21 protein-coding genes, 2 tRNA genes and 1 pseudogene are annotated in these 25,641 nt (G+C 60.0%); 22 read left to right on the top strand and 2 right to left on the bottom strand.

The features are described from left to right. Positions 1 to 18: 18 nt before the first annotated feature. Positions 19 to 2,085: a polyphosphate kinase 1 gene (gene ppk1, locus ASD58_RS20970; RefSeq protein ID WP_057263169.1), complete on the bottom strand. Its 2,067-nt coding sequence runs from the start codon at positions 2,083 to 2,085 to the stop codon at positions 19 to 21. 135 nt (positions 2,086 to 2,220) lie between these two features. On the opposite strand from ppk1, the gene pstS reads away from it, so the two are divergent. The 15 genes from pstS (at position 2,221) to ASD58_RS20895 (ending at position 17,248) form a co-directional block, all read left to right on the top strand. Next, positions 2,221 to 3,264 (top strand): phosphate ABC transporter substrate-binding protein PstS, encoded by a 1,044-nt coding sequence (pstS, locus tag ASD58_RS20965; protein ID WP_057263168.1) that lies wholly within the window; start codon positions 2,221 to 2,223, stop codon positions 3,262 to 3,264. 176 nt (positions 3,265 to 3,440) lie between these two features. Further along, positions 3,441 to 4,460 carry a phosphate ABC transporter permease subunit PstC gene (gene pstC / locus ASD58_RS20960; protein WP_057263167.1) on the top strand — a complete coding sequence of 340 codons (1,020 nt, stop codon included), beginning with the start codon at positions 3,441 to 3,443 and terminating at the stop codon, positions 4,458 to 4,460. Further along, on the top strand, positions 4,460 to 5,317 hold the full coding sequence (gene pstA, locus ASD58_RS20955; RefSeq protein ID WP_057263166.1) for a phosphate ABC transporter permease PstA: 858 nt from the start codon (positions 4,460 to 4,462) through the stop codon (positions 5,315 to 5,317). The genes pstC and pstA overlap by 1 nt, the downstream gene beginning before the upstream one ends. A 12-nt stretch (positions 5,318 to 5,329) precedes the next feature. Further along, on the top strand, positions 5,330 to 6,094 hold the full coding sequence (gene pstB, locus ASD58_RS20950; RefSeq protein WP_057263165.1) for a phosphate ABC transporter ATP-binding protein PstB: 765 nt from the start codon (positions 5,330 to 5,332) through the stop codon (positions 6,092 to 6,094). Positions 6,095 to 6,118: 24 nt separating this feature from the next. Beyond that, entirely contained in the window at positions 6,119 to 6,817 is a 699-nt protein-coding gene (phoU, locus tag ASD58_RS20945; protein ID WP_057263164.1) for a phosphate signaling complex protein PhoU, read from the top strand. Beyond that, positions 6,818 to 7,510 (top strand): phosphate regulon transcriptional regulator PhoB, encoded by a 693-nt coding sequence (gene phoB, locus ASD58_RS20940; protein WP_057263163.1) that lies wholly within the window; start codon positions 6,818 to 6,820, stop codon positions 7,508 to 7,510. Further along, the gene (gene phoR / locus ASD58_RS20935; RefSeq protein WP_057263162.1) at positions 7,507 to 8,820 is read left to right on the top strand and encodes a phosphate regulon sensor histidine kinase PhoR; all 1,314 of its coding nucleotides are present in this window, start codon (positions 7,507 to 7,509) and stop codon (positions 8,818 to 8,820) included. The genes phoB and phoR overlap by 4 nt, the downstream gene beginning before the upstream one ends. Before the next feature lie 75 nt (positions 8,821 to 8,895). Further along, positions 8,896 to 9,876 (top strand): patatin-like phospholipase family protein, encoded by a 981-nt coding sequence (locus tag ASD58_RS20930; protein ID WP_057263161.1) that lies wholly within the window; start codon positions 8,896 to 8,898, stop codon positions 9,874 to 9,876. Positions 9,877 to 9,905: 29 nt separating this feature from the next. Then, on the top strand, positions 9,906 to 10,310 hold the full coding sequence (locus tag ASD58_RS20925; RefSeq protein WP_057263160.1) for a heme-binding protein: 405 nt from the start codon (positions 9,906 to 9,908) through the stop codon (positions 10,308 to 10,310). A 49-nt stretch (positions 10,311 to 10,359) separates the two neighbouring features. Continuing rightward, positions 10,360 to 11,046, top strand: coding sequence for an ABC transporter substrate-binding protein (locus tag ASD58_RS20920; protein WP_057263159.1), 687 nt, complete (start codon positions 10,360 to 10,362; stop codon positions 11,044 to 11,046). Between the two features lies 1 nt (position 11,047). After that, positions 11,048 to 11,689, top strand: coding sequence for an ABC transporter substrate-binding protein (locus ASD58_RS20915; protein ID WP_057263158.1), 642 nt, complete (start codon positions 11,048 to 11,050; stop codon positions 11,687 to 11,689). Between the two features lie 187 nt (positions 11,690 to 11,876). After that, on the top strand, positions 11,877 to 13,040 hold the full coding sequence (gene carA / locus ASD58_RS20910; RefSeq protein ID WP_057263157.1) for a glutamine-hydrolyzing carbamoyl-phosphate synthase small subunit: 1,164 nt from the start codon (positions 11,877 to 11,879) through the stop codon (positions 13,038 to 13,040). Beyond that, entirely contained in the window at positions 13,041 to 16,259 is a 3,219-nt protein-coding gene (gene carB, locus ASD58_RS20905) for a carbamoyl-phosphate synthase large subunit (RefSeq protein ID WP_057263156.1), read from the top strand. A 96-nt stretch (positions 16,260 to 16,355) separates the two neighbouring features. Next, positions 16,356 to 16,832 carry a transcription elongation factor GreA gene (gene greA / locus ASD58_RS20900; protein ID WP_055925467.1) on the top strand — a complete coding sequence of 159 codons (477 nt, stop codon included), beginning with the start codon at positions 16,356 to 16,358 and terminating at the stop codon, positions 16,830 to 16,832. After that, the gene (locus tag ASD58_RS20895; RefSeq protein ID WP_057263155.1) at positions 16,832 to 17,248 is read left to right on the top strand and encodes a DUF4149 domain-containing protein; all 417 of its coding nucleotides are present in this window, start codon (positions 16,832 to 16,834) and stop codon (positions 17,246 to 17,248) included. The genes greA and ASD58_RS20895 overlap by 1 nt, the downstream gene beginning before the upstream one ends. Positions 17,249 to 17,314: 66 nt before the next feature. On the opposite strand, the gene yhbY is transcribed toward ASD58_RS20895, so the two are convergent. Then, positions 17,315 to 17,776 (bottom strand): ribosome assembly RNA-binding protein YhbY, encoded by a 462-nt coding sequence (gene yhbY, locus ASD58_RS20890; RefSeq protein ID WP_057263154.1) that lies wholly within the window; start codon positions 17,774 to 17,776, stop codon positions 17,315 to 17,317. Between the two features lie 43 nt (positions 17,777 to 17,819). Between yhbY and ASD58_RS20885 the strand changes: the two genes are divergently transcribed. The 7 genes and pseudogenes from ASD58_RS20885 to ASD58_RS31430 form a co-directional block, all read left to right on the top strand. Next, positions 17,820 to 18,467 (top strand): RlmE family RNA methyltransferase, encoded by a 648-nt coding sequence (locus ASD58_RS20885; RefSeq protein ID WP_057263153.1) that lies wholly within the window; start codon positions 17,820 to 17,822, stop codon positions 18,465 to 18,467. 154 nt (positions 18,468 to 18,621) lie between these two features. Further along, a complete protein-coding gene (gene ftsH, locus ASD58_RS20880) occupies positions 18,622 to 20,508 on the top strand; it encodes an ATP-dependent zinc metalloprotease FtsH (RefSeq protein WP_082565580.1) in 1,887 nt (628 codons plus the stop codon). A 180-nt stretch (positions 20,509 to 20,688) separates the two neighbouring features. Then, the gene (folP, locus tag ASD58_RS20875; RefSeq protein ID WP_057263151.1) at positions 20,689 to 21,513 is read left to right on the top strand and encodes a dihydropteroate synthase; all 825 of its coding nucleotides are present in this window, start codon (positions 20,689 to 20,691) and stop codon (positions 21,511 to 21,513) included. Positions 21,514 to 21,533: 20 nt separating this feature from the next. After that, a complete protein-coding gene (gene glmM, locus ASD58_RS20870) occupies positions 21,534 to 22,886 on the top strand; it encodes a phosphoglucosamine mutase (protein ID WP_057263150.1) in 1,353 nt (450 codons plus the stop codon). Between the two features lie 54 nt (positions 22,887 to 22,940). After that, positions 22,941 to 23,017: transfer RNA gene (locus ASD58_RS20865), tRNA-Pro, on the top strand. A 76-nt stretch (positions 23,018 to 23,093) separates the two neighbouring features. Further along, a tRNA-Arg gene (locus ASD58_RS20860) sits at positions 23,094 to 23,170 on the top strand. Positions 23,171 to 25,406: 2,236 nt separating this feature from the next. Further along, positions 25,407 to 25,562 (top strand): annotated as a pseudogene (locus ASD58_RS31430) (IS5/IS1182 family transposase); the annotation flags it as partial. Positions 25,563 to 25,641: the final 79 nt, after the last annotated feature.

Below are 25,641 nucleotides of genomic sequence, written 5' to 3'. Positions count from 1 at the left end.
TGCTCCCGTTTGCAGGCTTCAATCCGACGGCGCATCGGCCGGCGTACCGAGTAAGCCCATCAAATGCTGCTGGGCGCTGAAGGCCTTCTGCTTGGCGCGCGGCTTGCGGCGGTGATACTGGCCGTGCGAATCCAGCTCCCACGCGTTGGAGTTGTCCTTCAGGTAAGGCGTCAAACCTTCCGCAATCACGCGCCGTTTCAGGCTCCGGTCAAGGACCGGGAACGCCACTTCAATGCGGCGCAGCAGGTTGCGGTTCATCCAGTCCGCGCTGGCCAGCATGACGTCGTGGGCCAGGTCGTTGCGGAAGTAATAGATGCGGCTATGTTCAAGGAAGCGGCCGATGATGGAGCGCACCCGGATGTTCTCGGACAGTCCCGGCACGCCCGGCATCAGGGTGCAGGCGCCGCGCACGACCAGGTCGATCTTGACCCCGTCTTTCGAAGCGGCATACAGCGCCCGGATCACCGGTTCATCGGTTAATGCATTGATTTTAGCGATAATCCGGCCCGGACGCCCGGATTTCGCGATTTTTGCCTCATTCCGGATCGCTTTGATGATCTGGTCCTGCAACGCAAAAGGCGCCAGCCAGATATGGTTCATGCGCTGCGGCTTGGTCAGGCTGGTCAGGTGCATGAACACTTCATTGACGTCGCGGCCCAGTTGCGGCTCGCAGGTCAGGATGCCGAAGTCGGTGTAGAACTTGGTCGTGGTCGGGTGGTAGTTGCCGGTGCCGAGGTGAGCGTAGAAGCCGAGGCCGCCTTCATCGCGGCGAATCACCAGGGCGATCTTGGCATGGGTCTTCAGGCCCACCACGCCGTATACCACTTGCGCGCCGGCCTGTTCCAGCTTGTCGGCCCAGTTGATATTGGCTTCTTCGTCGAAGCGCGCCATCAACTCCACTACCACCGTGACTTCCTTGCCGCTGCGGGCCGCTGCAATCAGCGCTTCCATCAGGTCCGAGTTCATGCCGGTGCGGTAGACAGTCTGCTTGATCGCCACCACGGCCGGGTCCAGTGCCGCACTGCGGATGAAGTCGATCACCGTCTGGAAGCTCTGGTAGGGATGGTGCAGCAGGATGTCGTGCTTGCGGATGGTGGCGAAAATGTCGTTGTTGACGGTCTTGGCCTGCACGCCGGCGATGAAGGGCGGGAAGCGCAGTTCGGGACGGCGCGCCTGCTCCACGATTTCGTTCAGGCGCACCATGTTCACCGGGCCATCGACGCGGTACAGGCGGCTCTGGTCCAGGCTGAACTGGTCGAGCAGGAATTGCGACAGCTCGGGCGGGCAGTTCTTGGCCACCTCGATCCGCACCGAGCGGCCATAGGCGCGGCCCTGCAACTCGCCCTTCAGCGCCTGGCGCAGGTTCTTTACTTCATCTTCATCGACCCACAGGTCGGAGTCGCGCGTGACCCGGAACTGGGAATAGGCCATCACGTCGCGCCCGGCGAACATCTCCGAAATATGGGCGTGGATGACGGAAGACAGCAGGCAGAACGACACGCCGCCTTCTTTGGACAGGTGGTCGGGCAGACGGATCACGCGCGGCAGCACGCGCGGCGCCTTCACAATCGCGATGGCGGTGCCGCGTCCGAAGGCATCCTTGCCGCTCAGCGCGACGATGAAATTGAGGCTCTTGTTAACTACTTGTGGGAAGGGGTGGGCCGGATCGAGGCCGATCGGCGTCAGCAGGGGGCGTACTTCGCGGTCAAAGTAATCCTTGACCCAGGCCCTTTGGGCTTCGTTGCGCTGGCTGTGGCGCACGATGTGGATGCCCTGGGCTTTCATTTCCGGCAACACTGCCGTGTTGAATATTTCGTACTGGCGCTTGACCAGTTCATGGCACTCGTTGCTGACCCGTTCCAGCGTGGCCGCCAGGGCAGGGTGGGTGGCCAGGTCGCCATCGACACTGGCGGCGGCCAGCAGGCTGGCGACCCTGACTTCAAAGAACTCATCCAGGTTGCTGCTGACGATGCACAGGTAGCGCAATCGTTCAAGCACAGGGATGGTGGCGTCTTCTGCCTGGGCCATCACGCGGCGGTTGAACGCCAACTGTGACAGCTCCCGATCTAGGAATGCTGTTTTCATAACTATTAGTATATTTGAGAAATATGACAAGTTTGTGACCTTGTCCTACACTTAATTTTGACGTGTCATAAAGCTGTCATATTGACGTCATACACTGCGCAGCATTCAACCCAACCCCTGAAAAGGACCTTTGATATGCGCATGAAACAGTTGTTGACCTCCTTCGTTGTTGGCGCTTCGGCGGCAATGGCGTTCTCGACCGCCTTCGCAGCGGACATGACCGGCGCAGGCGCAACTTTCCCTTACCCGATCTACGCCAAGTGGGCTGAAGCCTACAAAGCATCCACCGGCAACGGCCTGAACTACCAGTCCGTGGGCTCTGGCGCAGGTATCAAGCAGATCAAAGCCAAGACTGTCGATTTCGGCGCGTCCGACATGCCCCTGAAAGCGGAAGAGCTGGATGCTGACGGCCTGATGCAGTTCCCAGCCATCATGGGTGGCGTGGTGACCGTGGTGAACCTGGACGGTATCGCTCCTGGCCAACTGAAACTGACCGGCCCGGTTGTGGCTGACATCTACCTGGGCAAGATCACCGAATGGAACAATCCGGCCATCGCCGCCCTGAACCCTGGCGTGAAGCTGCCAGCTGCTGAAATCACCGTGGTGCACCGCGCTGACGGCTCCGGCACTTCCTTCCTGTTCACTGACTACCTGTCGAAAGTGAACCCTGAGTTCAAGACCAAGATCGGTGCCGGCACCGCAGTTAAATGGGTAACCGGCGTGGGCGGCAAGGGCAACGACGGTGTTGCCGCCAACGTACAGCGTATCAAGGGCGCGATCGGCTACGTGGAATGGGCTTACGCCAAGAAGAACAAGATCGCTCACACCCAGCTGAAGAACAAGGACGGTTCCTTCCTGCAGCCTGACGACGACAACTTCAAGGCTGCTGCTGCCAATGCGGAATGGACCAAGACCCCAGGCTTCGGCGTGGTGCTGACCGACCAGGCTGGCAAGACTTCCTGGCCAATCACCGGCGTGTCCTACATCCTGATGCACAAGCAGCAGGCTGATGCGAACAAGGGCAAGGAAGTGATCAAGTTCTTTGACTGGGCGTTCAAGAATGGCGACGCTGCTGCTACCGAACTGGACTACGTGCCGCTGCCGGACTCGGTGGTGAAACTGGTGCAGGCTTCGTGGAAAGCTAATCTGAAAGATGCTTCGGGCAAGCCGCTGAACTGATCTTCTGAAACCGGTAAACCAGTGTCAGACCCGCAGGGTCTGACACTAGCCCGCAGCAGCCGCAGGTCAAGTGTCTGACCCTGTGGGTCAGACACTGAAGTACCGGTTTGAAAGAGGAGGTTAAGCGGGGTGGCTTGAAGAAAGGCCACCCCGGTTAGCTAACCAAAATATAAATCATGAGTGCAGAAATCACCTCACCATCTCCCCTCCAGTTATCGGAACCCGCCACCATGAGTGCCTCCGTAGCTGCCATGCAGTCCGCCGTGCGCAAGCAGCGCATTCAGGACTGGTTCTTCCACAAAATCACAATGCTGTTCGCTCTGACCGTGCTGCTGGTCCTGGCGGGCATCATCGTTTACCTTGCGATTGGTGCCTGGCCAGCCTTCGAACACTTTGGGCCAGCATTCTTTACCACCGTCGAATGGGATCCGGTCAACGACAACTTCGGCGCTGCTATCGCCATTTACGGCACCTTGGTCACGTCAGCATTGGCTCTGTTGATTGCGTTTCCAGTCAGCTTCGGCATTGCTCTGTTTCTTACTGAAGTGTGTCCGGTTTGGCTGCGCCGCCCTCTGGGGACGGCGATTGAGCTTCTGGCCGGCATCCCGTCCATTATTTATGGCATGTGGGGCCTGTTTGTGTTTGCGCCACTGTTTGGCGATTATGTCCAGCCGTTTTTGAAAGCGACTCTCGGGTCGCTGCCCTGGATTGGCGTACTGTTCAAAGGTCCAACCATGGGCATTGGCATCCTTACCGCGTCGATTATTTTGGCCGTCATGATCATTCCTTTCATCTCTTCGGTAATGCGTGACGTGTTCGAAATCGTCCCGGCTGTGCTCAAGGAATCCGCATATGGGTTAGGCTGCACGCGCTGGGAAGTTGTGCGTAAGGTGGTCCTGCCTTACTCCAAAACCGGCGTGGTGGGTGGTGTCATGCTTGGCCTCGGACGTGCCCTCGGGGAAACCATGGCGGTGACGTTCGTCATCGGTAACGCTAACTCCCTGAAGCCGTCACTGTTTGCGGCCGGTGCCAGCATCACCTCGACGCTGGCCAATGAATTTGCTGAAGCCACAAGCAGGCTGCACATTTCTTCCCTGTATGCGCTGGCCTTCATCCTGTTCGTCATTACATTTATTGTGCTGTCCGCCGCCAAGTTGATGTTGTTGAGTATGTCCCGCAAGGAGGGCGTGAAATAATGAACGCAGCAAAGAATCCCGTGTACCGCAAACGCCTGTTCTGGCATCGTGTCGGCATGCTGTTGTCAGTCAGTGCAATGTCGGTCGGTCTGATCGCCTTACTGTGGATCCTGGCTACGCTCCTGTCCAAAGGTTTTTCGGCGATTAACCTGGACATATTCGTGGCAGACACTCCAATCCCAGATGCGGTCGGCGGCGGTCTGCGCAATGCGATCGTCGGCAGTCTGATGATGGTCGGTGTATCGACGTTGGTCGCTACCCCGATTGGCATTCTGGCTGGCACCTACCTGGCCGAATATGGCGAAGAAAGCAAAATGGCGCAGGTGACTCGCTTTGTGACTGACGTAATGTTGTCGGCGCCATCGATCGTGATTGGTATGTTTATCTGGGCGATCTACGTAGATAAGGTGAAGCACTTTTCCGGCTATGCCGGTTCGCTCGCATTGGCGCTGATCGCGATCCCGGTAGTGGTGCGAACCACCGACAATATGCTCAAGCTGGTGCCCAACTCCTTGCTGGAGGCTGCATATGCCCTGGGCGCGCCGCGCTGGAAAGTAGCGATGCTGGTGCGACTGCGTGCAGTGAAGGCTGGTGTGATGACTGGTGTGCTTTTGGCGGTTGCGCGCATCGCAGGCGAAACTGCACCGCTGCTCTTCACTGCCTTCAACAGTCAGTTCTTTAGTTCCGACATGAACCAGGCGATCGCGAATCTGCCGGTGATTATGAACAATTATGCGATGAGCGCCTTCGACAACTGGCGTGACCTGGCCTGGGGCGGCGCCTTGATCGTGACCTTCAGCGTCCTGGCACTGAACATCCTGTCGCGCACCGTGTTTGCGCAAAAAGCACCAAAATAACGAGTACAGATCATGACCCAAGCTAGCAAAATCATTGAAATCTCCGGCCTGAACTTCTACTACGGCAAGACGCGCAGCCTGCACAATGTGAACCTGGACATCCACGAGAAGAAGGTGACCGCCTTCATCGGCCCGTCCGGCTGCGGCAAATCGACCCTGCTGCGCACCCTGAACCGCATGTACGACCTGTACCCGGGCCAGCGCGCCGAAGGCGCCATCCGCTACCGCGGCCACAACATCCTGGAAGCGGGGCTGGACGTGAACATGCTGCGCGCCAAAGTGGGCATGGTGTTCCAGAAGCCGACCCCGTTCCCGATGTCGATCTATGACAATATCGCCTTCGGCGTGCGCCTGTACGAAGACCTGTCGAAAGGCGAGATGGACGAGCGCGTCGAATGGGCGCTGAAAAAAGCCGCGCTGTGGGGCGAGGTGAAGGACAAGCTGACCAAGAGCGGCCTGTCGCTGTCCGGCGGCCAGCAGCAGCGCCTGTGCATCGCACGCGGCGTGGCGGTGAAGCCGGACGTCCTGCTGCTGGACGAGCCGACTTCCGCACTGGACCCGATTTCCACCTCCAAGATCGAAGAGCTGATCTCCGAGCTGAAAGAAGACTACACGATCGCCATCGTGACCCACAATATGCAGCAGGCGGCGCGCTGTTCCGATTACACCGCCTATATGTATCTGGGCGAACTGGTGGAATTCGGCGAGACCGACCAGATTTTCATGAATCCTGTGCGCAAAGAGACCCAGGACTACATCACCGGCCGCTTTGGCTAATCAGAAAAAGAGAGAGAAGACATTATGATGGGCGAACATTCCTCCAAAGCTTACGACACCGAACTCGAAGGCATCCGCTCCAAAGTGCTGCTGATGGGCGGCATGGTCGAGACCATGTTCCTGGATGCGATGACTTGCTTCCGCATCGGCAACCTGGAACGCGCCGAGCGCGTGATTGCCGAAGACGCGAACGTCAACCAGCTGGAAGTGCAGCTGGATGACCAGTGCAGCCACTTGATCGTCAAGCGCCAGCCGACCGCCAACGACTTGCGTACCGTGATGGCGACCCTGAAGGTGATCACCGACCTGGAACGCATCGGCGACGAAGCTGCCAAGATCGCGCGCATTACCAAGGCCCTGCACGGACGCGGCGCCGTCACCCTGAACCACTATGAAATGGTGCGCACCATTGCCACCGCCACCAGCGACCTGCTGCACGACGCGCTGGACGCCTTCGCGCGCGGCGACGAAAAGGCGGCGCTCGAGCTGATCGCGCAAGATGCAGTGATCGACCATGAGTACCGCTCGATTATGCGCAACCTGATTACCTTCATGATGGAAGATCCGCGTACAATCTCGGCGGCGCTGGACACGATGTGGGTGGCCAAGGCCATTGAGCGCATCGGCGACCACGCCAAGAATATCGCCGAATACGTGATCTACGTGGTGGAAGGCAGGGATATCCGCCATTCCCACGGAGCGACCCAAGAAGCAAACAAATAAATGGCATCCGACAAAACGACTGTACTGATTGTTGAAGATGAACCGGCGATCGTTGAGCTGGTGAGGTTCTCGCTGCGCGAAGCGGGCTGGAACTGCGTGGTGGCGCAATCCACGCAGGAGGCATGGGAAGTCATGCAAACCCGCACCCCGCAACTGGTGCTGCTGGACTGGATGCTGCCGGACCAGAGCGGCCTGCGCCTGCTGGCCCGCATCCGCGGCGACCGTCACTTCGCCGCCGTGCCGGTGATCATGCTGACAGCCAAGAGCATGGAAGAGGACAAGCTGGCCGGCTTGAACGGCGGCGCCGACGACTACATCACCAAGCCGTTTTCGCCGCGCGAGCTGCTGGCCCGCGCCCGCGCGCTGCTGCGCCGCAAGAGCCCGGAACTGGCCGAAACCCAGCTCAAGGCTGGCCCGGTGGTGCTGGATCCGGTAAGCTGCACGGTGTCGATGAACGATAACAAGATCGACATCGGCCACGCCGAATACAAGCTGCTCAAGTTCTTCATGGCTCACCCGGAGCGCGTGTTTTCGCGCAGCCAGTTGCTGGACAAGGTATGGGGCGACCATGTGGTGATCGAGGAGCGCACGGTGGATGTCCATGTACTGCGCCTGCGCAAGGCGCTGAAAGATGCCGAGCACCTGATCAAGACGGTGCGCAGCGTGGGATATATGCTCACAGAGAAGCCATGAATCCAAAAGTAGTGTTCTGGGTGCCGGTCGCCATCAGGCTGGGCTTTTTGCTTGCCGGGGCAGGCTTGATGTGGTGGTGGTTCGGCCTGCCGGCCGGCATTGTCACGGCTTTTGCCGGCGTACTGGCAGCGGTCTTCATCCAGCTCAAATATCTTTACCAGCTCAGTGAATGGCTGGACAAGCCTGAATCGGGCCGCCTGCCGGACGGCTGGGGCGAGTGGACCAATATTTTTTCCCGCCTGTACCGGCTGCGCCGCGACGACGAAAAGAACCAGGCCGAGTTGACGGAGTGGCTGGCGCGCTTCCGCCAGGCCATGCACTTGCTGCCGGACGGCGTGGTGATCATGGACGACGTGCTGTTTCTCGAATGGTGCAACCCGGCGGCCGAAGAGCACCTGGGCCTGCAGCAATCACGGGACAAGGGCATGCGGGTGACCAACCTGGTACGCAGTCCGGACTTCATGGATTACCTGATCCTGGGCCGCTACGACCAGCCGCTGACGCTGAATTTCCGCGGCCGCAAGCTGGTGGCGCACATCATTCCGTTCGAAAACCGCCGCCAGATCCTGGTCACGCACGATATTACCGAGACCCAGCGCGCCGAAATGATGCGCCGCGACTTTATCGCCAACGCCTCGCACGAACTGCGCACGCCGCTGACGGTGATCGCCGGCTTCCTGGAAATCGCCGCGTCGATGGAGCTGGATGCGGAAACCCGTGCCGCCCACCTGAAGCTGATGACCGAGCAAAGCCACCGCATGCAGCATTTGATCGAGGACATGCTGACCCTGTCGCGCCTGGAGTCGGTCGACCATCCGATGCGGCCGCAGCATGTGAATATCCCTGCGCTCCTGGAGCAGGTGCTGCACGAAGCGCGCGCGCTTTCCGGCGGCAAGCACGAGATCTCGCTGGACGTGCACGGCGGCGACGTCATGGGCAATATGGACGAATTGCATAGCGCCTTCGGCAACCTGGCCTCGAACGCGGTGCGTTATACGCCTGCCGGCGGCGCGATCCGCCTGCGCTGGGAAGATACGCCAAGCGGGGTGCAATTCCAGGTACAGGACACCGGCATCGGCATCAGCCCCGAGCATATCTCCCGCCTGACCGAGCGCTTCTACCGCGTCGACAAGAGCCGTTCGCGCGAAACCCAGGGCACCGGCCTGGGCCTGGCCATCGTCAAGCACGTGCTGCTGCGCCACAGCGGCAAGCTGAATATCAGCTCCGAGGCAGGGCAGGGCAGTACCTTTACGGTCAGCCTGCCGAAGTCGCTGGCTTCGACCACCATCGAGCCTGCTCAGGCCGCCTAAGAAGAAAAATGGGGTACGTCCCCATTTATTAGGTAAAATCTGCTCGCCTAAAAAAACGAGCAGATTAACCACTACATGCACTTGAAACGTTTCGCTTTTGCCATCCTGGCCGCCGCCGCGCTGTCCGGGTGCCAGACTTCCCCTACTACCGTCTCCACCGAACTGCCACCGCCGATCAAATCGACCGACGTGCCGCTGGTTACTGTCGAGCCACCGGCGCAGGCTGCCGTGGTGCCGCCGGTGGCGCCGGTCCAGCGCAAGGTGAAGATCGGCCTTGCCCTGGGCGGCGGTGCCGCGCGCGGCTTCGCCCACATCGGCGTGATCAAGGCGCTGGAGGCGCAGGGCATCGTGCCGGACATCGTGGTCGGCACCAGCGCCGGTTCCGTGGTCGGCGCGCTGTACGCGGCCGGTAACGATGCCAAGACACTGCAGAAGATGGCTGTCGACCTGGATGAATCGGCGATTTCCGACTGGGCGCTGCCGCTGTTCGGCAAGTCTTCCGGCGTGCTGAAAGGCGAGGCCCTGCAAGCCTTCGTCAACAAGGCGGTGCACAATGTCACCATCGAGAAGCTGAAAATGCCGTTCGGCGCCGTGGCATCGGACCTGAAGACCGGCCAGCCTATCCTGTTCCAGCGCGGGAATACCGGCATGGCGGTGCGCGCCAGTTCGGCCGTGCCGGGCGTGTTCCAGCCGGTGAAGATCGGCGACCATACCTACGTCGACGGCGGCCTGGTGGCGCCGGTGCCGGTACGCTTTGCCAAAGAGATGGGGGCGGAGTTCGTCATCGCGGTGAACATCTCGACCCAGGCCGAGGCGCAGGCCACCAATTCTTCGCTGGAGGTCATCATGCAGACTTTCTCCATCATGGGCCAGCGCATCAACCAGCTCGAACTGCGCGATGCCGACATCGTGATCCAGCCGCCGCTGGGCAAGATGGGTTCGGCCGAATTCACCAACCGTTCGGGCGCCATGCAGGCGGGCGAGCGGGCAACCCTGGCCGTCATGGCGCAACTGAAGCAGAAGCTGAAGGCGCGCCGCGAAACCCCGGCCCCATAATAAAAATCGCTTAACGAGGAAACGAGAGAATGATCACCAAGCCAGTGCTGTCCCTGGACGACATCAAGAAAATCGCCGCTGCCGCCGAAGCGGAAGCAATCAAGAACAACTGGGCGGTCACCATTGCCATTGTCGATGATGGCGGCCACCTGTTGTGGCTGCAGCGCCTGGATGGCGCGGCGCCGCTGTCGTCCCATATCGCCCCCGCCAAGGCACGCCTGTCGGCGCTGGGCCGCCGCGAAACGAAGATTTACGAAGACATGATCAATGGCGGCCGTACTTCCTTCGTCGGCGTGCCGATGGTGGAAGCCCCGCTGGAGGGCGGCGTGAATATCGTGGTGGACGGCCATACCATCGGCGCCGTTGGCGTGTCGGGCGTGAAATCCAGCGAAGATGCACAGATCGCCAAGGCTGGTATTGCTGCATTGGCTTAAGTCTTGCAATTGAGGCAAGATATTCCTAGAATACAGGCAAGGGGGAGTTATGAGACTGCCGGTTGCCTTGGTGTTTTGCCCAATCATCCTGTCGATGCCGCTGCATGCCGAAGAGCTGCAGCTCTCCGTCATGCAACGCAGCACCACCCATGCCGACCTGTGGAAAGCGGCGGAAATCGCTTTCCAGCGGGCTGGCATCACGGCGGTGGTGCGCGAAGTGTCGCCCGAACGCTCGGCCGTGCTGGCCAATGAAGGCAGCACCGACGGCGATGTAGGCCGCTCCTCCGGCCTCGAAAAAACCTATCCCAACCTGGTCCAGGTACCTGAACCGATCTACCAATACGCGCCAACGGCGTTTGCGTACAAACGTTTCGACGTAACGGGCGGCTGGGAGTCCCTGCGCTCGCACACGGTATGCATCCGGCGCGGCCTGCGCCAGACTGACCAGCGCACCAAGGACTTGACGCGCCAGGTGCTGGCCGACGAAGCGACCATGCTGCGCATGCTGGCCGCTGGCGGCTGCGATGTTGCTGTCATGGAGCGCAATAACGCCCTGGCACGTGCTGCCATGGCGGCGGAGCCGCCGTTGCAGCGGCTGTTGCCGCCGATGGAAGTCATGCCCCTGTATATTTACCTGCACAAGAGCCATGCGGCCCTGGTGCCGAAGGTAACAGCGGCCCTGAAGCAGATGCGGGCCGACGGCACCCTGCATAAGCTGCTCGGCGAAGGGGAGTAGCATGAAAGTCCTGGCCACCTTGCTGTGCGCGCTGGTTTCGGCGCCACTGCGGGGCCAGGACTTGCAGCTCTTCGTGATTCCGGATACGCCGGCCCATCTTGAGGCATGGCGAACCGTCGAGGCAGCGGCCAGGCGCGCCGGTGTGCGCGTGCAGATGCGCGCCATGCCGGCCGAGCGCGGCATGGTGCTGGCAAATGAAGGCAAGCTGGATGGCGCCATTGGACGCACCATGCTGGCTGCCAGCGCCTATGCGCAACTGGTGGCGGTGCCGGAACCGGTCTACCTGTACGCGCCGACCGCCTATTCCTATAAGAAGATCGATGTGTCGCTCGGCTGGAAGTCGTTGCGCGGCCATACAGTGTGCGTGCGGCGCGGCTATAACTTTACGGAGGAGCGTACTGCCGGCCTGCCGCGGCAGCGCCTGGACAATGACGCCTCCCTGCTGCGCATGCTGAAGGCCGGCGGCTGCGATATTGCCGTAATGGGCCGCAGCAATCAGGAGGTGAGGGCGATGCAGGAACATGACCCGGACTTGCTGCAATTGCTGCCGCCGCTGGAAGAAGTGCCGCTCTACCTGTTCCTGCATAAACGCCATGCGGCGCTGGTGCCGCGCCTGGCCGAAGCCCTGCGCCAAGGCCACTGATGTGCCGGCAGGGGCTTGCCGGCGAGGGAACTTTAGGTTATAATTCAAAGGTTTAGCCAATTACCATTCGACCGTAGCGCCTACCTCACACATCCATCATCATCTGACCCGCGAGCCCGGCATTGCGCCCGTACACCCGTGGGTTGTCTGAGTGGCGTCGCTACGGTAACTTAATCAGGAGTTGCCCTTGCCGCCATTTTTTTCTGGCCCAGCCGTTCCAGCCATCCTGGCACTAGCCGACGGAACAATCTTTAAAGGTATTTCCATTGGCGCTGCCGGTCACACGACGGGCGAAGTCGTTTTCAATACCTCCATGACGGGTTATCAGGAAATCCTGACCGATCCATCGTATTCCCGCCAGATCGTCACCCTGACTTACCCGCATATCGGCAACTACGGTATCAATACCGAAGACGTCGAAGCTGCCAAAGTCCACGCCGCAGGCCTGATCATCCGCGACCTGCCGCTGATCCACTCGAATTTCCGTTCCAGCCAATCGCTGACGGACTACCTGAAGGCCGAGAACATCGTCGCCATCGCCGGTATCGACACCCGCAAGCTGACCCGCGTGCTGCGCGAGAAAGGCGCACAAGCCGGCGCCATCGTGACCGGCGTGCAGGGCAACGAGCCATCCGTGCAGCAGGCACTGGAACTGGCGCGCAGCTTCCCTGGCCTGGCTGGCATGGACCTGGCCAAAGTCGTCACCGTGCCGGAAGTGTACGAGTGGACCGAAACCGAGTGGGAGCTGGGCAAAGGCTATGGCAAGGTAGCTGACCCTAAATTCCACGTGGTGGCCTACGACTTCGGCGTCAAGCGCAATATCCTGCGCATGCTGGCTTCGCGCGGTTGCAAAGTAACCGTGGTGCCGGCGCAGACTTCCGCTGCCTACGTGCTGTCGCTGAACCCGGACGGCGTATTCCTGTCCAATGGTCCTGGCGATCCTGAGCCATGCGATTACGCGATCGAAGCGACCAAAGTCTTCATGGAGAAGAAGATCCCGGTGTTCGGCATCTGCCTGGGCCATCAGATCATGGCACTGGCTTCCGGCGCCAAGACCCTGAAGATGAAGTTCGGCCACCACGGCGCCAACCACCCGGTGCAGGACCTGGACAGCAAGAAGGTGATGATCACCTCGCAGAACCACGGCTTCGCCGTGGACGCGGACACGCTGCCGGCCAACTGCCGCGTGACCCACGTGTCGCTGTTCGACAATTCGCTGCAAGGCTTCGCCCGCACCGACGTGCCGGCATTCTGCTTCCAGGGCCACCCTGAAGCATCGCCTGGCCCGACCGACGTCGCCTACCTGTTTGACCGCTTCATCAACATGATGAATGCCGCGGAGAAGAAATAAATGCCAAAACGTTCTGACATTAAAAGCATCCTGATTATTGGCGCCGGCCCGATCATCATCGGCCAGGCCTGCGAATTCGACTACTCCGGTGCGCAAGCCTGTAAAGCACTGCGCGAAGAGGGCTACAAGGTCATCCTGGTGAACTCCAACCCGGCGACCATCATGACCGACCCGGAAATGGCCGACGTGACCTACATCGAGCCGATCACCTGGCAAGTCGTGGAGCGCATCATCGACAAGGAGCGCCCGGACGCGATCCTGCCGACCATGGGCGGCCAGACCGCGCTGAACTGCGCGCTGGACTTGCACCGCAACGGCGTGCTGGACAAGTACAAGGTCGAACTGATCGGCGCCACCCCGGAAGCCATCGACAAGGCCGAAGACCGCGCCAAGTTCAAAGATGCGATGACCAAGATCGGCCTGGGTTCGGCACGTTCCGGCGTAGCGCACTCGATGGAAGAATCGTGGGCGGTGCAGAAGGAAGTCGGTTTCCCGACCATCATCCGTCCATCGTTCACCATGGGCGGCAGCGGCGGCGGCATCGCTTACAACGAAGAGGAATTCGAAGCGATCTGCAAACGCGGCCTGGAAGCATCGCCAACCAATGAGCTGCTGATCGAAGAATCGCTGCTGGGCTGGAAAGAGTACGAGATGGAAGTGGTGCGCGACAAGGCGGACAACTGCATCATCGTGTGCTCGATCGAAAACCTGGACCCGATGGGCGTGCACACCGGCGACTCGATCACCGTCGCTCCGGCACAGACCCTGACCGACAAGGAATACCAGATCATGCGCAATGCCTCGCTGGCAGTGCTGCGCGAGATCGGCGTGGATACCGGCGGCTCCAACGTGCAGTTCTCGATCAACCCGAAAGACGGCCGCATGATCGTCATCGAGATGAACCCGCGCGTGTCCCGTTCCTCGGCACTGGCATCGAAAGCCACCGGCTTCCCGATCGCCAAGGTCGCAGCGAAGCTGGCGGTGGGCTTCACCCTGGATGAACTGCGCAACGAAATCACCGGCGGCGCGACCCCGGCCTCGTTTGAACCTTCGATCGACTACGTCGTGACCAAGGTGCCGCGTTTCACCTTCGAAAAATTCCCGACCGCCGACCACCACCTGACCACCCAGATGAAATCCGTGGGCGAGGTAATGGCCATCGGCCGCACCTTCCAGGAATCGTTCCAGAAAGCGCTGCGCGGCCTGGAAGTGGGCGTGGACGGCATGAACCAGAAAACCGTCGACCGCGAGAAGCTGGAAGAGGAACTGGGCGAGCCGGGTCCGGACCGCATCTGGTACGTGGGCGACGCCTTTGCCCAGGGCTTCACCCTGGAAGAGGTGTACCAGCTGACCAAGATCGATATGTGGTTCCTGGTGCAGATCAAGGAAATCATCGACCTGGAACTGTGGCTGGATACCCAGAAGCTGGAAAACCTGGACAAGAACACCCTGTACCGCCTGAAGCAAAAGGGCTTCTCGGACCGCCGCCTGGGCTACCTGCTGCAATGCGGCGACACCGCCGTGCGCAACAAGCGCCGCGAACTGGGCATCCGTCCGGTGTACAAACGCGTCGACACCTGCGCCGCCGAGTTCTCGACCGACACCGCCTACATGTACTCGACCTACGATGAAGAGTGCGAGTCCAACCCGACCGACAAGAAGAAGATCATGGTGCTGGGCGGTGGCCCGAACCGTATCGGCCAGGGTATCGAGTTCGACTACTGCTGCGTGCACGCCGCGCTGGCAATGCGCGAAGACGGCTACGAGACCATCATGGTCAACTGCAACCCGGAAACCGTGTCGACCGACTACGATACTTCGGACCGCCTGTACTTCGAATCGCTGACCCTGGAAGACGTGCTGGAGATCGTCGACCTGGAAAAACCGGTCGGCGTGATCGTGCAGTACGGCGGCCAGACCCCGCTGAAGCTGGCGCTGGACCTGGAAGCCAACGGCGTGCCGATCATCGGCACCTCGCCGGACATGATCGACGCCGCGGAAGACCGCGAGCGCTTCCAGAAGCTGCTGCAGGACCTGGGCCTGCGCCAGCCGCCTAACCGCACCGCGCGCACCGAAGAAGAAGCGCTGGCGCTGGCACAGGAAATCGGCTACCCGCTGGTGGTGCGCCCTTCCTACGTGCTGGGCGGCCGTGCGATGGAAATCGTGCACGAGCAGCGCGACCTGGAGCGCTACATGCGCGAAGCGGTCAAGGTGTCGAACGACTCCCCGGTGCTGCTGGACCGCTTCCTGAACGACGCGATCGAATGCGACGTGGACTGCATCTCCGACGGCGACACCACCTTCATCGGCGGCGTGATGGAACACATCGAGCAAGCCGGCGTGCACTCGGGCGACTCCGCCTGCTCGCTGCCGCCTTACTCGCTGTCGCAGGAAACCATCGATGAACTGAAGCGCCAGACCTCGCTGATGGCCAAGGGGCTGAACGTGGTCGGCCTGATGAACGTGCAGTTTGCCATCCAGAAGCAGGATGGCAAAGATGTCGTCTTCGTGCTGGAAGTGAACCCGCGGGCATCGCGAACCGTGCCTTACGTGTCCAAGGCGACCGGCCTGCAACTGGCCAAGATCGCAGCACGCTGCATGGTCGGCCAGAAGCTGGCGCAGCAGGGCATCACCAAGGAAGTCGTGCCGCCTTACTTCAGCGTCAAGGAAGCCGTGTTCCCGTTCGTGAAATTCCCTGGCGTGGACACCATCCTCGGCCCGGAGATGAAATCGACCGGTGAAGTGATGGGCGTTGGCGCCACCTTCGCGGAAGCGTTCGTGAAGTCGCAGCTGGGCGCCGGCGTCAAGCTGCCGACCTCGGGCAAGGTATTCCTGTCGGTGAAAGCCTCCGACAAGCCGCGCGCCGTGAAAGTGGCACGCGACCTGGTCGACGCCGGCTTCACCCTGTGCGCCACCAAGGGCACCGCCGCCGTGATCGAAGCAGCCGGCATTCCTGTCACCCCGGTGAACAAGAAGTCGGAAGGCCGTCCGCACGTGGTCGACATGATCAAGAACCACGAAATCGTCCTGGTGATCAACACCGTGGAAGAGAAGCGTACCGCGATCACCGACTCGCGCAGCATCCGTACCTCCTCGCTGGCAGCCCGCGTGACCACCTACACCACCATCGCCGGTGCTGAGGCGGCGGTGGCCGGTATCCGCCACCTGGACGAATTGCGCGTGTACGATTTACAAGGCCTGCATAAGTCTTTAAACTAAGGCTACACAGTAGTACGCTTGACAATATAACCACAGGGCCCGCGCTGAAGCATGGCGCGGGCTCTGTGCTTTTTAGCAATTTGACCAGAGACTGACATGAATACCGTTCCACTGACTAAATTCGGCGCCGAACTCCTGAAAGAAGAGCTGCACCAGCTCAAGACCAAGGAGCGCCGCATTGTCATCGATGCTATCGCCGAAGCGCGTTCGCACGGTGATTTGTCCGAAAACGCTGAATACGATGCCGCCAAGGAGCGCCAGGCCTTCGTCGAAGGCCGTATCGCGGAACTGGAAGGCAAGCTGAGCTCGGCCCAGATCGTCGACCCGACCACCCTGGATGCCGAAGGCCGCGTGGTGTTCGCCTCCACCGTGGACCTGGAAGACCTGGAATCGGGCTCCAAAGTGAGCTACCAGATCGTCGGCACCGACGAAGCCGACCTGAAAATGAGCAAGGTGTCCGTCACCTCGCCAATCGCCCGCGCCCTGATCGGCAAGTACGCCGGCGACGTGGTGGAAGTGCAGGCCCCATCCGGCCCACGCGAATACGAAATTCTCGAAGTCCGCTACGTCTGATGATGCTGGCTAAGGTTCGCCTGCTGGTGGCCGCCTTGTGGGCCGGCAGCCTGTGGGCGGTCGGCTACCTGGTAGCTCCGACCCTGTTTGCGTCACTGGACCGCGTGCTGGCCGGCTCGATTGCGGGGCTGATATTCCATGCCGAAGCGATGCTGTCGCTGGGCTGCGGTGCAGCCATGGGCGTGCTGCTGTTCTTCGGTACCCGCGACTGGACGCCAAAGCGCCGCCGCTCGGTGCTGCTGATCGTAGTGGCGATGGTGATGTGCACGGTGGTTTCCCACTTTGGCCTGCAGCCGATGATGGCAGCAGCGAAAGTTTCCGGCGACGGCAGCTTCGGCAAGCTGCATGGCATTTCCAGCACAATTTACCTGGTGCAGAGCCTGCTGGCAGCCTGGCTGCTGGTGCGCCAGGCGTAAAAAATGGGGACGTACCCCATTTTTTAGGAAACTAATTGCTCAATAAATGGGGTACGTCCCCATTTTTTATGCAACGGTTTTCTTGGTGCCGACTTTCTTCTTGACCCGCTTGATGGTGCCGCCGGCGGTAACGCGCTCGTTACCCTTCAGCAGGACCTTGCTCACGGATGGCTTCTTGGTGCCGGAAGCGCTTGGCTTGACGATGGTCACCATGCGCATCCCTTTGCCGGCCTTGCCGGTGGAGGACTTCTCGGCATCGACTTTCGGGCGATACAGCACCAGCAGCTTGCCGATGTGCTGCACTGGCGCGGCGCCGGTCTTCTCGCAGATGGTTTCGTACATTTCGACGCGGGCTTCGCGGTCATCACCGAAAACGCGCACCTTGATCAGGCCGTGGGAGTCCAGACCGAGCTCGATCTCCTTCATCACGGCAGGGGTCAGGCCGGATTCGCCGACGAGGACGATAGGCTTCAGGCCATGGGCTTCGGCGCGCAGGACACTGCGTTCGGCAGGGGTAAGGTTCAGCATAGTTATTTTTGGATAGTTCTCTTAAAGGCAGTATTCTACGCTAATGGCTAAGAACAAATTAAACAAAAACTGGTTGCACGACCATATTAACGATCCGTATGTGAAGGCCGCCCAGCGCGACGGCTACCGTGCCCGGGCAGCCTACAAGCTGAAAGAGATTGATGAAGACGCCAGGCTGGTCAAGCCCGGCCAGGTGATCGTCGACCTGGGTTGCACTCCTGGCTCATGGGGCCAATACGTGCGCCGCAAACTGGCGGGGAAAGAGGGCGGGGGCATCAACGGCACCATGATCGGCCTGGATATCCTGCCGATGGAGCCGATTGCCGACATGCATTTCATCCAGGGCGACTTCCGCGAGCAGGAAATCCTCGACCAATTGGCCGAAGTGCTGCAAGGCCGCAAGGCGGACCTTGTGCTGTCCGATATGGCGCCCAATTTATCGGGTATTGCGGTGGCCGATGCCGCCCGTATGGAAGACCTTATCGATATCGCCATTGAGTTCAGCCAGCATCATATGAAACCAGGTGGCGCTTTATTGGTGAAGTGTTTCAAGGACCTGGGATTCAGCCAGATCGTCGAGAAATTCCGGCGCGAATTCAAGACCGTGGTGCAGAAAAAACCGAAGGCCAGCCGCGATAAATCGTCTGAAATTTTCTTATTGGGCCGCGGGCTCAAAAATCCAGTGGAATAATGCCATTTTGGCCCTTGATTTAGCTGGAAAAACCCACATATCCTGCGCAGGAGTGTGCACCATAGGGCCGGTTTGTAGCACGGCCCGGGTTTAACGAGTAAAATCGAATTTCTGCTACAGGTAACTGGTGCGCTTGCGCATCCAAGGAGTTTTCGTGAATAACATGTTTTCCAAATCGGCTATCTGGGTCGTTGTAGCCTTGCTGTTATTTATGCTGTTTAAGCAATTCGACAGCCACAGCATCGCCGGCGGCGCAAAGCCTATCGCTTATTCCGATCTGTTGGATGAGGTCAAAGCGAAGCGCGTTAAAGATGTCCTGATTGAAGGGCAAACTATTACTGCCACCCGTGTTGACGATTCCAAAGTCCGCACCACCTCCACCTTCCTGGACCGTGGCCTGATCGGCGACCTGCGCGACAACGGCGTGCGCTTCGACGTGAAGCCGCCTGAAGAGCCAGGCATCCTGCAACAAGTGTTCGTATCCTGGTTCCCGATGCTGCTGCTGATCGGCGTCTGGGTATTCTTCATGCGCCAGATGCAGGGCGGCGGCAAGGGCGGTGCGTTCTCCTTCGGCAAGTCGAAGGCGCGCATGCTGGACGAAACCAATAACACCGTGACCTTCGCCGACGTGGCAGGTTGCGATGAAGCCAAAGAGGAAGTGACCGAGATCGTTGACTTCCTGAAAGACCCGACCAAGTTCCAGAAACTGGGCGGCCGTATTCCACGCGGCGTGCTGATGGTTGGTCCTCCAGGTACCGGTAAAACCCTGCTGGCACGTGCCATTGCAGGTGAAGCGAAGGTGCCGTTCTTCTCGATTTCCGGTTCGGACTTCGTTGAAATGTTCGTCGGCGTGGGCGCGTCCCGCGTGCGCGACATGTTCGAGAACGCCAAGAAGCATTCGCCTTGCATCATCTTCATCGACGAGATCGACGCAGTGGGCCGCCATCGTGGCGCCGGCATGGGCGGCGGTAACGACGAACGCGAACAGACCCTGAACCAGCTGCTGGTTGAGATGGACGGCTTTGAAGCGTCGTCCGGCGTGATCGTGATAGCTGCGACCAACCGTGCCGACGTGCTGGACAAGGCGCTGCTGCGTCCAGGCCGTTTCGACCGCCAGGTTTCCGTTGGCCTGCCGGATATCCGCGGCCGTGAACAGATCCTGAACGTCCACATGCGCAAAGTGCCGATCAGCACCGACGTGAAAGCCGACATCCTGGCCCGCGGCACCCCGGGCTTCTCCGGCGCCGACCTGGCCAACCTGGTCAACGAAGCTGCACTGTTCGCCGCGCGCCGCAACAAGCGCCTGGTCGACATGATCGACTTCGAAGATGCGAAGGACAAGATCTTCATGGGCCCGGAACGCAAGTCCATGGTGATTCGCGAAGAAGAGCGCCGCAATACCGCTTACCACGAGTCCGGCCACGCCGTTGTGGCGAAGCTGCTGCCGAAGGCTGACCCGGTCCACAAAGTGACCATCATGCCGCGCGGCTGGGCGCTGGGCCTGACCTGGCAGTTGCCTGAGCACGACAATATTTCGGGCTACAAGGACAAGATGCTGGAAGAGATTTCCATCCTGTTCGGTGGCCGTATCGCGGAAGAGATCTTCGTCGGCCAGATGTCGACCGGCGCGTCCAACGACTTCGCCCGCGCTACCAAGCTGGCCCGCGCCATGGTCACCAAGTACGGCATGTCCGATGCGCTCGGCGTGATGGTGTACGAAGACAGCCAGAACGACGGCTGGCTGGGCGGTGCCAATAAGACTATCTCGGAAGCGACCCAGCAGAAGGTGGACGCGGAAATCCGCACCATCCTGGATTCGCAATACGCCCTGGCGCGCAAGCTGCTGGAAGATAACCGCGAGAAGGTCGAAGTGATGACCAAGGCCCTGCTGGAATGGGAAACCATCGATGCGGACCAGGTGAACGACATCATGGCTGGCCAGGAGCCGCGCCCACCGAAGGCCGGCACCACCATCCGCAAACAGCCAGGCAGCGACGGCCCAGGTTCCAACCCGAACCCGAACGCCACCGCTCCAGCCTGACGTCATTCCAAACCCGGTAAACCAGGGTCTGACCCACAGGGTCAGACCCTGTCATATCATCCGTCGGTGGTGTTGGTTGTAGTCCTTGGCCTTCGTCGAAAGTCAACAGCTCGGAACCAGCCCCGGACGCCCGCACATCAGGGTCTGACCCTGATTTACCGGTTTAAGGTCTCCGTACACATGCCCCAACACAAGTTCGGCCGCTTCAATTTTCCCACCAGCCGCGCGCTGGTGATGGGCATCCTCAACGCCACGCCCGACTCCTTCAGCGATGGCGGCCAGTTCGCCAGCCTCGATTACGCCATCACGCACGCCGAACAGATGATCCGCGACGGCGTCGACATCATCGACATCGGAGGGGAGAGCAGCCGTCCCGGCGCCCCTGCAGTCACACTGGATGAAGAACTGCGCCGCGTGATGCCCTTGATTTTTGCCCTGCGCGACTGCGGCAAGGCGGTCAGCGTCGACACCTATAAACCGGAAGTCATGCGTGAAGCAGTACTGGCCGGGGTCGACATGATCAACGATATAAACGGTTTCCGCGCTCCCGGCGCAATCGAAGCTGTCAAAGATAGCGATTGTGCGTTGTGCATAATGCACATGCTTAACAATCCGACAACAATGCAATCCAACCCCGAGTACAATGGCGTCGTGCGTGAAGTTACGGATTTCCTGGCTGAGCGCATTGCCGTCCTGACGGCGGCAGGCATCGACAAGGAGCGCCTGTGGATTGACCCAGGCTTCGGTTTTGGTAAAACGGTTGAACACAATTACGCACTGCTGAAGGCCGGCAAGCAGATGGTTGCCGAACTGGGTGTCCCTTTATTGGCAGGCCTGTCGCGCAAGTCGATGATCGGCGCCATCACCGGCAAGCCCGTCGAGCAGCGCCTGGCAGGCAGTATCGGCGGCGCGCTGGCAGCAGTGGCGCATGGTGCCCAGATCGTCAGGGTGCATGATGTAGCTGAGACCGTCGACGCACTTCGGGTGTGGCAGGCGGCGCATTAAGAAAAGGAAGAGAACACAATATGGCACGCAAATATTTCGGTACCGATGGTGTACGTGGCCTGGTGGGCCAGGCTCCGATCACCCCCGACTTCGTCATGCGCCTCGGCTATGCCGCAGGCAAGGTGCTGGCCAAGACTGCCGCGACGGGGACCTCCCGGCCAGCCGTCCTGATCGGCAAGGACACCCGTATTTCCGGCTATATGCTGGAAGCCGCGCTGGAAGCAGGCTTCTCGGCTGCTGGCGTCGACGTCAAGCTGGCCGGCCCGATGCCGACCCCGGCTATTGCCTACCTGACCCGCGCCCTGCGCTTGCAAGCCGGCGTGGTGATTTCGGCATCGCATAACCCGTTCCAGGATAACGGCATCAAGTTCTTCTCCGACCAGGGCACCAAGCTGCCCGATGCAGTCGAGCTCGATATCGAAGCGATGCTGGAGCAGCCAATGGAATGCGTGTCGCCGGAAAAACTGGGCCGCGCGCGCCGCCTGGACGATGCGCAGGGCCGCTATATCGAATTCTGCAAGAGCACCTTCCCATACGAGCTGGACCTGCGCGGCCTGAAGGTGGTAGTCGACTGCGCCCACGGCGCCGCCTACAACATTGCCCCGCACGTGTTCCACGAACTGGGCGCGGAAGTGGTCGCCATTGGCAACAAGCCTGATGGCCTGAACATCAATGACGGCGTTGGCGCTACCGCCCCGAAAGCCATGGCTGCTGCCGTACTCGAGCACAAAGCCGACCTCGGCATCGCGCTGGACGGCGACGCTGACCGCCTGATCATGTGCGACGCCACTGGCCGCCTGTATAACGGCGATGAGCTGCTGTACGTAATGGTGATGGACCGCGTGGCCAACGGCGGCGTGGCTGGCGCCGTCGGCACCCTGATGACCAATATGGCGATTGAAGTGGCGCTGAAACAGAAGGGCATCGGCTTCGCGCGCGCCAAGGTGGGCGACCGCTATGTGCTGGAAGTGATGCAGGAAAAAGGCTGGATCCTGGGCGGCGAGGGCAGTGGCCACCTGTTGGCGCTGGACAAGCACAGCACCGGCGACGGCATCATCTCCGCGCTGCAGGTGCTGTCGGCGCTCAAGCGCAACGGCAAAACCCTGGCCGAGATCGCCGGCGAAGTCACGCTGTTTCCGCAAACCCTGATCAATGTACGCGTGCCAGCCGGTTTCGATTGGCAGAAGAACGCCGCCATGGTCGCGGAAAAAGAAAAGGTGGAAGCCGAGCTCGGTGACACTGGCCGCGTGCTGATCCGCGCCTCCGGCACCGAGCCGCTGATCCGCGTCATGGTCGAAGCCCGCGACGCCGAGAAGGCCCAGAGCATGGCCCGCCGCATCGCCGATAAAGTTGAAACGGCTCTCGCAGCATAAAGTTGCCGCCGCGACATTGACGGATGATGCCTCGCCGGGGTATTATTCGTTTATCGGAGTGTAGCGCAGCCCGGTAGCGCACCTGCTTTGGGAGCAGGGGGTCCAAGGTTCGAATCCTTGTACTCCGACCAGGAAATTCTCGAGCGGGTTGTCTTCGGACAACCCGCTTTTCATTTGCGGCATGGCATTACTGCATCGCCCGCGACTCTGCCCTTAGCTCAGTTGGATAGAGCATCGGCCTTCTAAGCCGAGGGTCGCAGGTTCGATTCCTGCAGGGCAGACCAATAAAATCAATTGCTTACGTCGAATTTGTGCATTGCAAAATGTAGCAAAATCGCCTTGCGTAGGCACTGCGTAGGCAAATTCGGGAAATGCTTCGTCTGGCATTGCAAAGCATGATCGAACGACTTCCGACGCAAATCTGAAGAGGCAAACGAAGAGGCGGTACAGAACTATCAGTTCGGTACCGCCTTTTTCCAATTTTGGGGAGGGCTTGCGTGCCCCCCAGAGCGTGCGGTTGGGTGCTAGTTGCCAATGGTTAGCGCTTGAGCCACGGCCGCCACTGGCCACAATAGCAGTTTCCCGCGCTTGACTGGCCGAACACCAAAGCACTCGCCGGTCATGCAATGGTTTTTGTGCACGGTCGCCACCGCGCGGCACATGGCATGCGCGAATTCTTCCGTTCTGATGTAATCGCGTCCCTGGGCCACCTCCGCCAAGCCAGGAGGGATCGTGATACGCGAATAAGACACGTTGTCTGGCATAGTTGCTCCTTTAGCGAAATTGGAGAATGAAACGCGCCGACCGGTATGCCAGTCCATGGCGTGAAATCGAGGCGAAGGGAATTATCGACGAGCGTGGCCGCTAGTAAGTAGGTCGCTCGGAACAGATACAGGCGGCATTTAGCCGAAGGGAGACCTGCACACGCTTCGGTTGCTCGTACGCTTGATGGCGTTCATTGTCGTGCAAGTTCGTGATCGAGTGCTCGCCAGTTTCGACAGGGCCAGCTACTGCAATTGCAATTTAGGCGGCATGCCAATTCATGTCAAATGTTGTGCAACGCATTTAAATGCATGGTCCCCATTCTTGATATCTGCGATGTACTTTGTGTTGCCGCGGCCAACATCGACAGCCCTGACTATGGGATCCATGCGCTACTCCTTTGCCGTTAAAGCGTCACATTAATGGAGTGCGGGCAGCGGTTCCACACGAAAGCCACGCGTTTGCCGGGACCTTTTGTCGTGGAATTGAATCCGGTTTAAGGCCAGTTTGAATTGGAGATGAGCGCTTCGCAAAGTTGTAGACGTGGGCGTGCGATTGCGCGTCACGGGTTCAATTGGAGGCGTTCTGGGCTTGAAGCTTTCCCTTGAATGAAATCGCCTCGACGAGGAAAATATGGGCCTCGCTACAATCAGAGGTATCCTACTTTCGCGCGTTTCATAGGGGCGAACTTCGCATACGTGCGATTACACATTAATTTGGGCCTCAATCTACAATTTTTCGCCCGTGCCGCAAGCCTTGACATCGGCGAAATCCTTTCCTATTCTGTGGACACTGTCTGGACCCGCTTCCAAGAACATCGCGTTCTGAATGCGGCGGTGGCGGCGATATCGCCCGTTGCAGTCGTGACCTGCCTATCCCAAGTGTCGTTTTCGACGTGACCGTTTTCCCGGTCTGCGCGCTGGCTGGCCCAACCTTCATGGTGGGCGATAGCGCAAGTTCTCTACTCCGATCTTCTTCGACGTTGTAATCCTCGTTCGCGCGAACTGGCATTGCTGCCTTTCGCGATCTGGCGCACCGTGCGTCGTGTTGCCCTGGGCAAGTCCCGGAGCAATGGAGCTGCTTGACGGCTCGGTTTTCAGACTCATTCCCTCAGTCGCTCGGCCACCGCTCGCGGTGATCTGCTGGGGGCAGGACTTTCGGGTCCGCCCAGCTTATTACGTTCGACCTCATGAAGCGCCCCGGTGGAAGGGGCGGGGATAACCATGAGAGGGAAGGATTTCGTGTCGCGATGCCGATCTGGCCGACACACACATGACTTTGTTACGCGATGCGTCGCACTGCCTGCTCTGGAAGCAGGGGCTGATACAGGGGGCGAAATCCACTGGCCAGCCGCATCTGCATTTTTACGAGACCACGCTTCGGCAAACATTTATCCATTCGCGGCACCGCTGTTGGGCGGGTGCCGTGGAAGCAGTAGCCCCAACGAGTATTCGGTATGACGCAGGCACGCCGGTGACAGCTCCACTGCCTGTTGGTGGGACACGTTTAGCCCGGTTGAGGAAGGGTAGGTGCCTTGCTGCGTGCGATGTGCGGACGGCCGGCCCTGAGTGTTGAGGAGGAGAGCAATGAGCAAAGAGGACTATTGGAAGAGGGAGCTCGCGGAGATTGTTGATCGCCACAATGAGCGGCACAAGGATCGGGAGAAGGTCGTTTCGCACGCGACGCGTAGCGCGCGCAGGCAAGGCATCTTCCGCATCTTCGTACTTCTCCATCAGCTTGGCTTCAGGGCCCGTCCTCGCAATTTCTCGGGCAATCGGCCACATGAAGAACGACGGCAGGTTACGGCGCAATTGGTTGAAAGGCGCGGACGGCGACGCCTTCCATGCACTGCTGTGCGGTTGCGGCCATAACCTGCGCATGATTCTGCGGAAGCTACGGCTTCTTTTTGGCCTGAACGCGGGCTGGCCAATACTGACTCACCTGCTTCGGCTGGTACAGCGCCTCTTACAACGGCACTGGCATGATGATCAAT

The sequence above is a fragment of the Duganella sp. Root1480D1 genome (assembly GCF_001427305.1).
Classification (GTDB): domain Bacteria; phylum Pseudomonadota; class Gammaproteobacteria; order Burkholderiales; family Burkholderiaceae_D; genus Rugamonas.
This window is presented reverse-complemented; position numbering and strand designations above follow the sequence as displayed.

Coding starts and splice junctions, on each gene's coding strand:
- pstC (WP_057263167.1), top strand. CDS start 3,441: ATGAGTGCAGAAATCACCTCACCATCTCCCCTCCAGTTATCGGAACCC.
- ASD58_RS20920 (WP_057263159.1), top strand. CDS start 10,360: ATGAGACTGCCGGTTGCCTTGGTGTTTTGCCCAATCATCCTGTCGATG.
- phoR (WP_057263162.1), top strand. CDS start 7,507: ATGAATCCAAAAGTAGTGTTCTGGGTGCCGGTCGCCATCAGGCTGGGC.
- folP (WP_057263151.1), top strand. CDS start 20,689: ATGCCCCAACACAAGTTCGGCCGCTTCAATTTTCCCACCAGCCGCGCG.
- yhbY (WP_057263154.1), bottom strand. CDS start 17,776: ATGCTGAACCTTACCCCTGCCGAACGCAGTGTCCTGCGCGCCGAAGCC.
- ASD58_RS20895 (WP_057263155.1), top strand. CDS start 16,832: ATGATGCTGGCTAAGGTTCGCCTGCTGGTGGCCGCCTTGTGGGCCGGC.
- greA (WP_055925467.1), top strand. CDS start 16,356: ATGAATACCGTTCCACTGACTAAATTCGGCGCCGAACTCCTGAAAGAA.
- pstB (WP_057263165.1), top strand. CDS start 5,330: ATGACCCAAGCTAGCAAAATCATTGAAATCTCCGGCCTGAACTTCTAC.
- ASD58_RS20915 (WP_057263158.1), top strand. CDS start 11,048: ATGAAAGTCCTGGCCACCTTGCTGTGCGCGCTGGTTTCGGCGCCACTG.
- ASD58_RS20925 (WP_057263160.1), top strand. CDS start 9,906: ATGATCACCAAGCCAGTGCTGTCCCTGGACGACATCAAGAAAATCGCC.
- pstA (WP_057263166.1), top strand. CDS start 4,460: ATGAACGCAGCAAAGAATCCCGTGTACCGCAAACGCCTGTTCTGGCAT.
- phoU (WP_057263164.1), top strand. CDS start 6,119: ATGATGGGCGAACATTCCTCCAAAGCTTACGACACCGAACTCGAAGGC.
- carB (WP_057263156.1), top strand. CDS start 13,041: ATGCCAAAACGTTCTGACATTAAAAGCATCCTGATTATTGGCGCCGGC.
- pstS (WP_057263168.1), top strand. CDS start 2,221: ATGCGCATGAAACAGTTGTTGACCTCCTTCGTTGTTGGCGCTTCGGCG.
- glmM (WP_057263150.1), top strand. CDS start 21,534: ATGGCACGCAAATATTTCGGTACCGATGGTGTACGTGGCCTGGTGGGC.
- ASD58_RS20885 (WP_057263153.1), top strand. CDS start 17,820: ATGGCTAAGAACAAATTAAACAAAAACTGGTTGCACGACCATATTAAC.
- phoB (WP_057263163.1), top strand. CDS start 6,818: ATGGCATCCGACAAAACGACTGTACTGATTGTTGAAGATGAACCGGCG.
- ASD58_RS20930 (WP_057263161.1), top strand. CDS start 8,896: ATGCACTTGAAACGTTTCGCTTTTGCCATCCTGGCCGCCGCCGCGCTG.
- ppk1 (WP_057263169.1), bottom strand. CDS start 2,085: ATGAAAACAGCATTCCTAGATCGGGAGCTGTCACAGTTGGCGTTCAAC.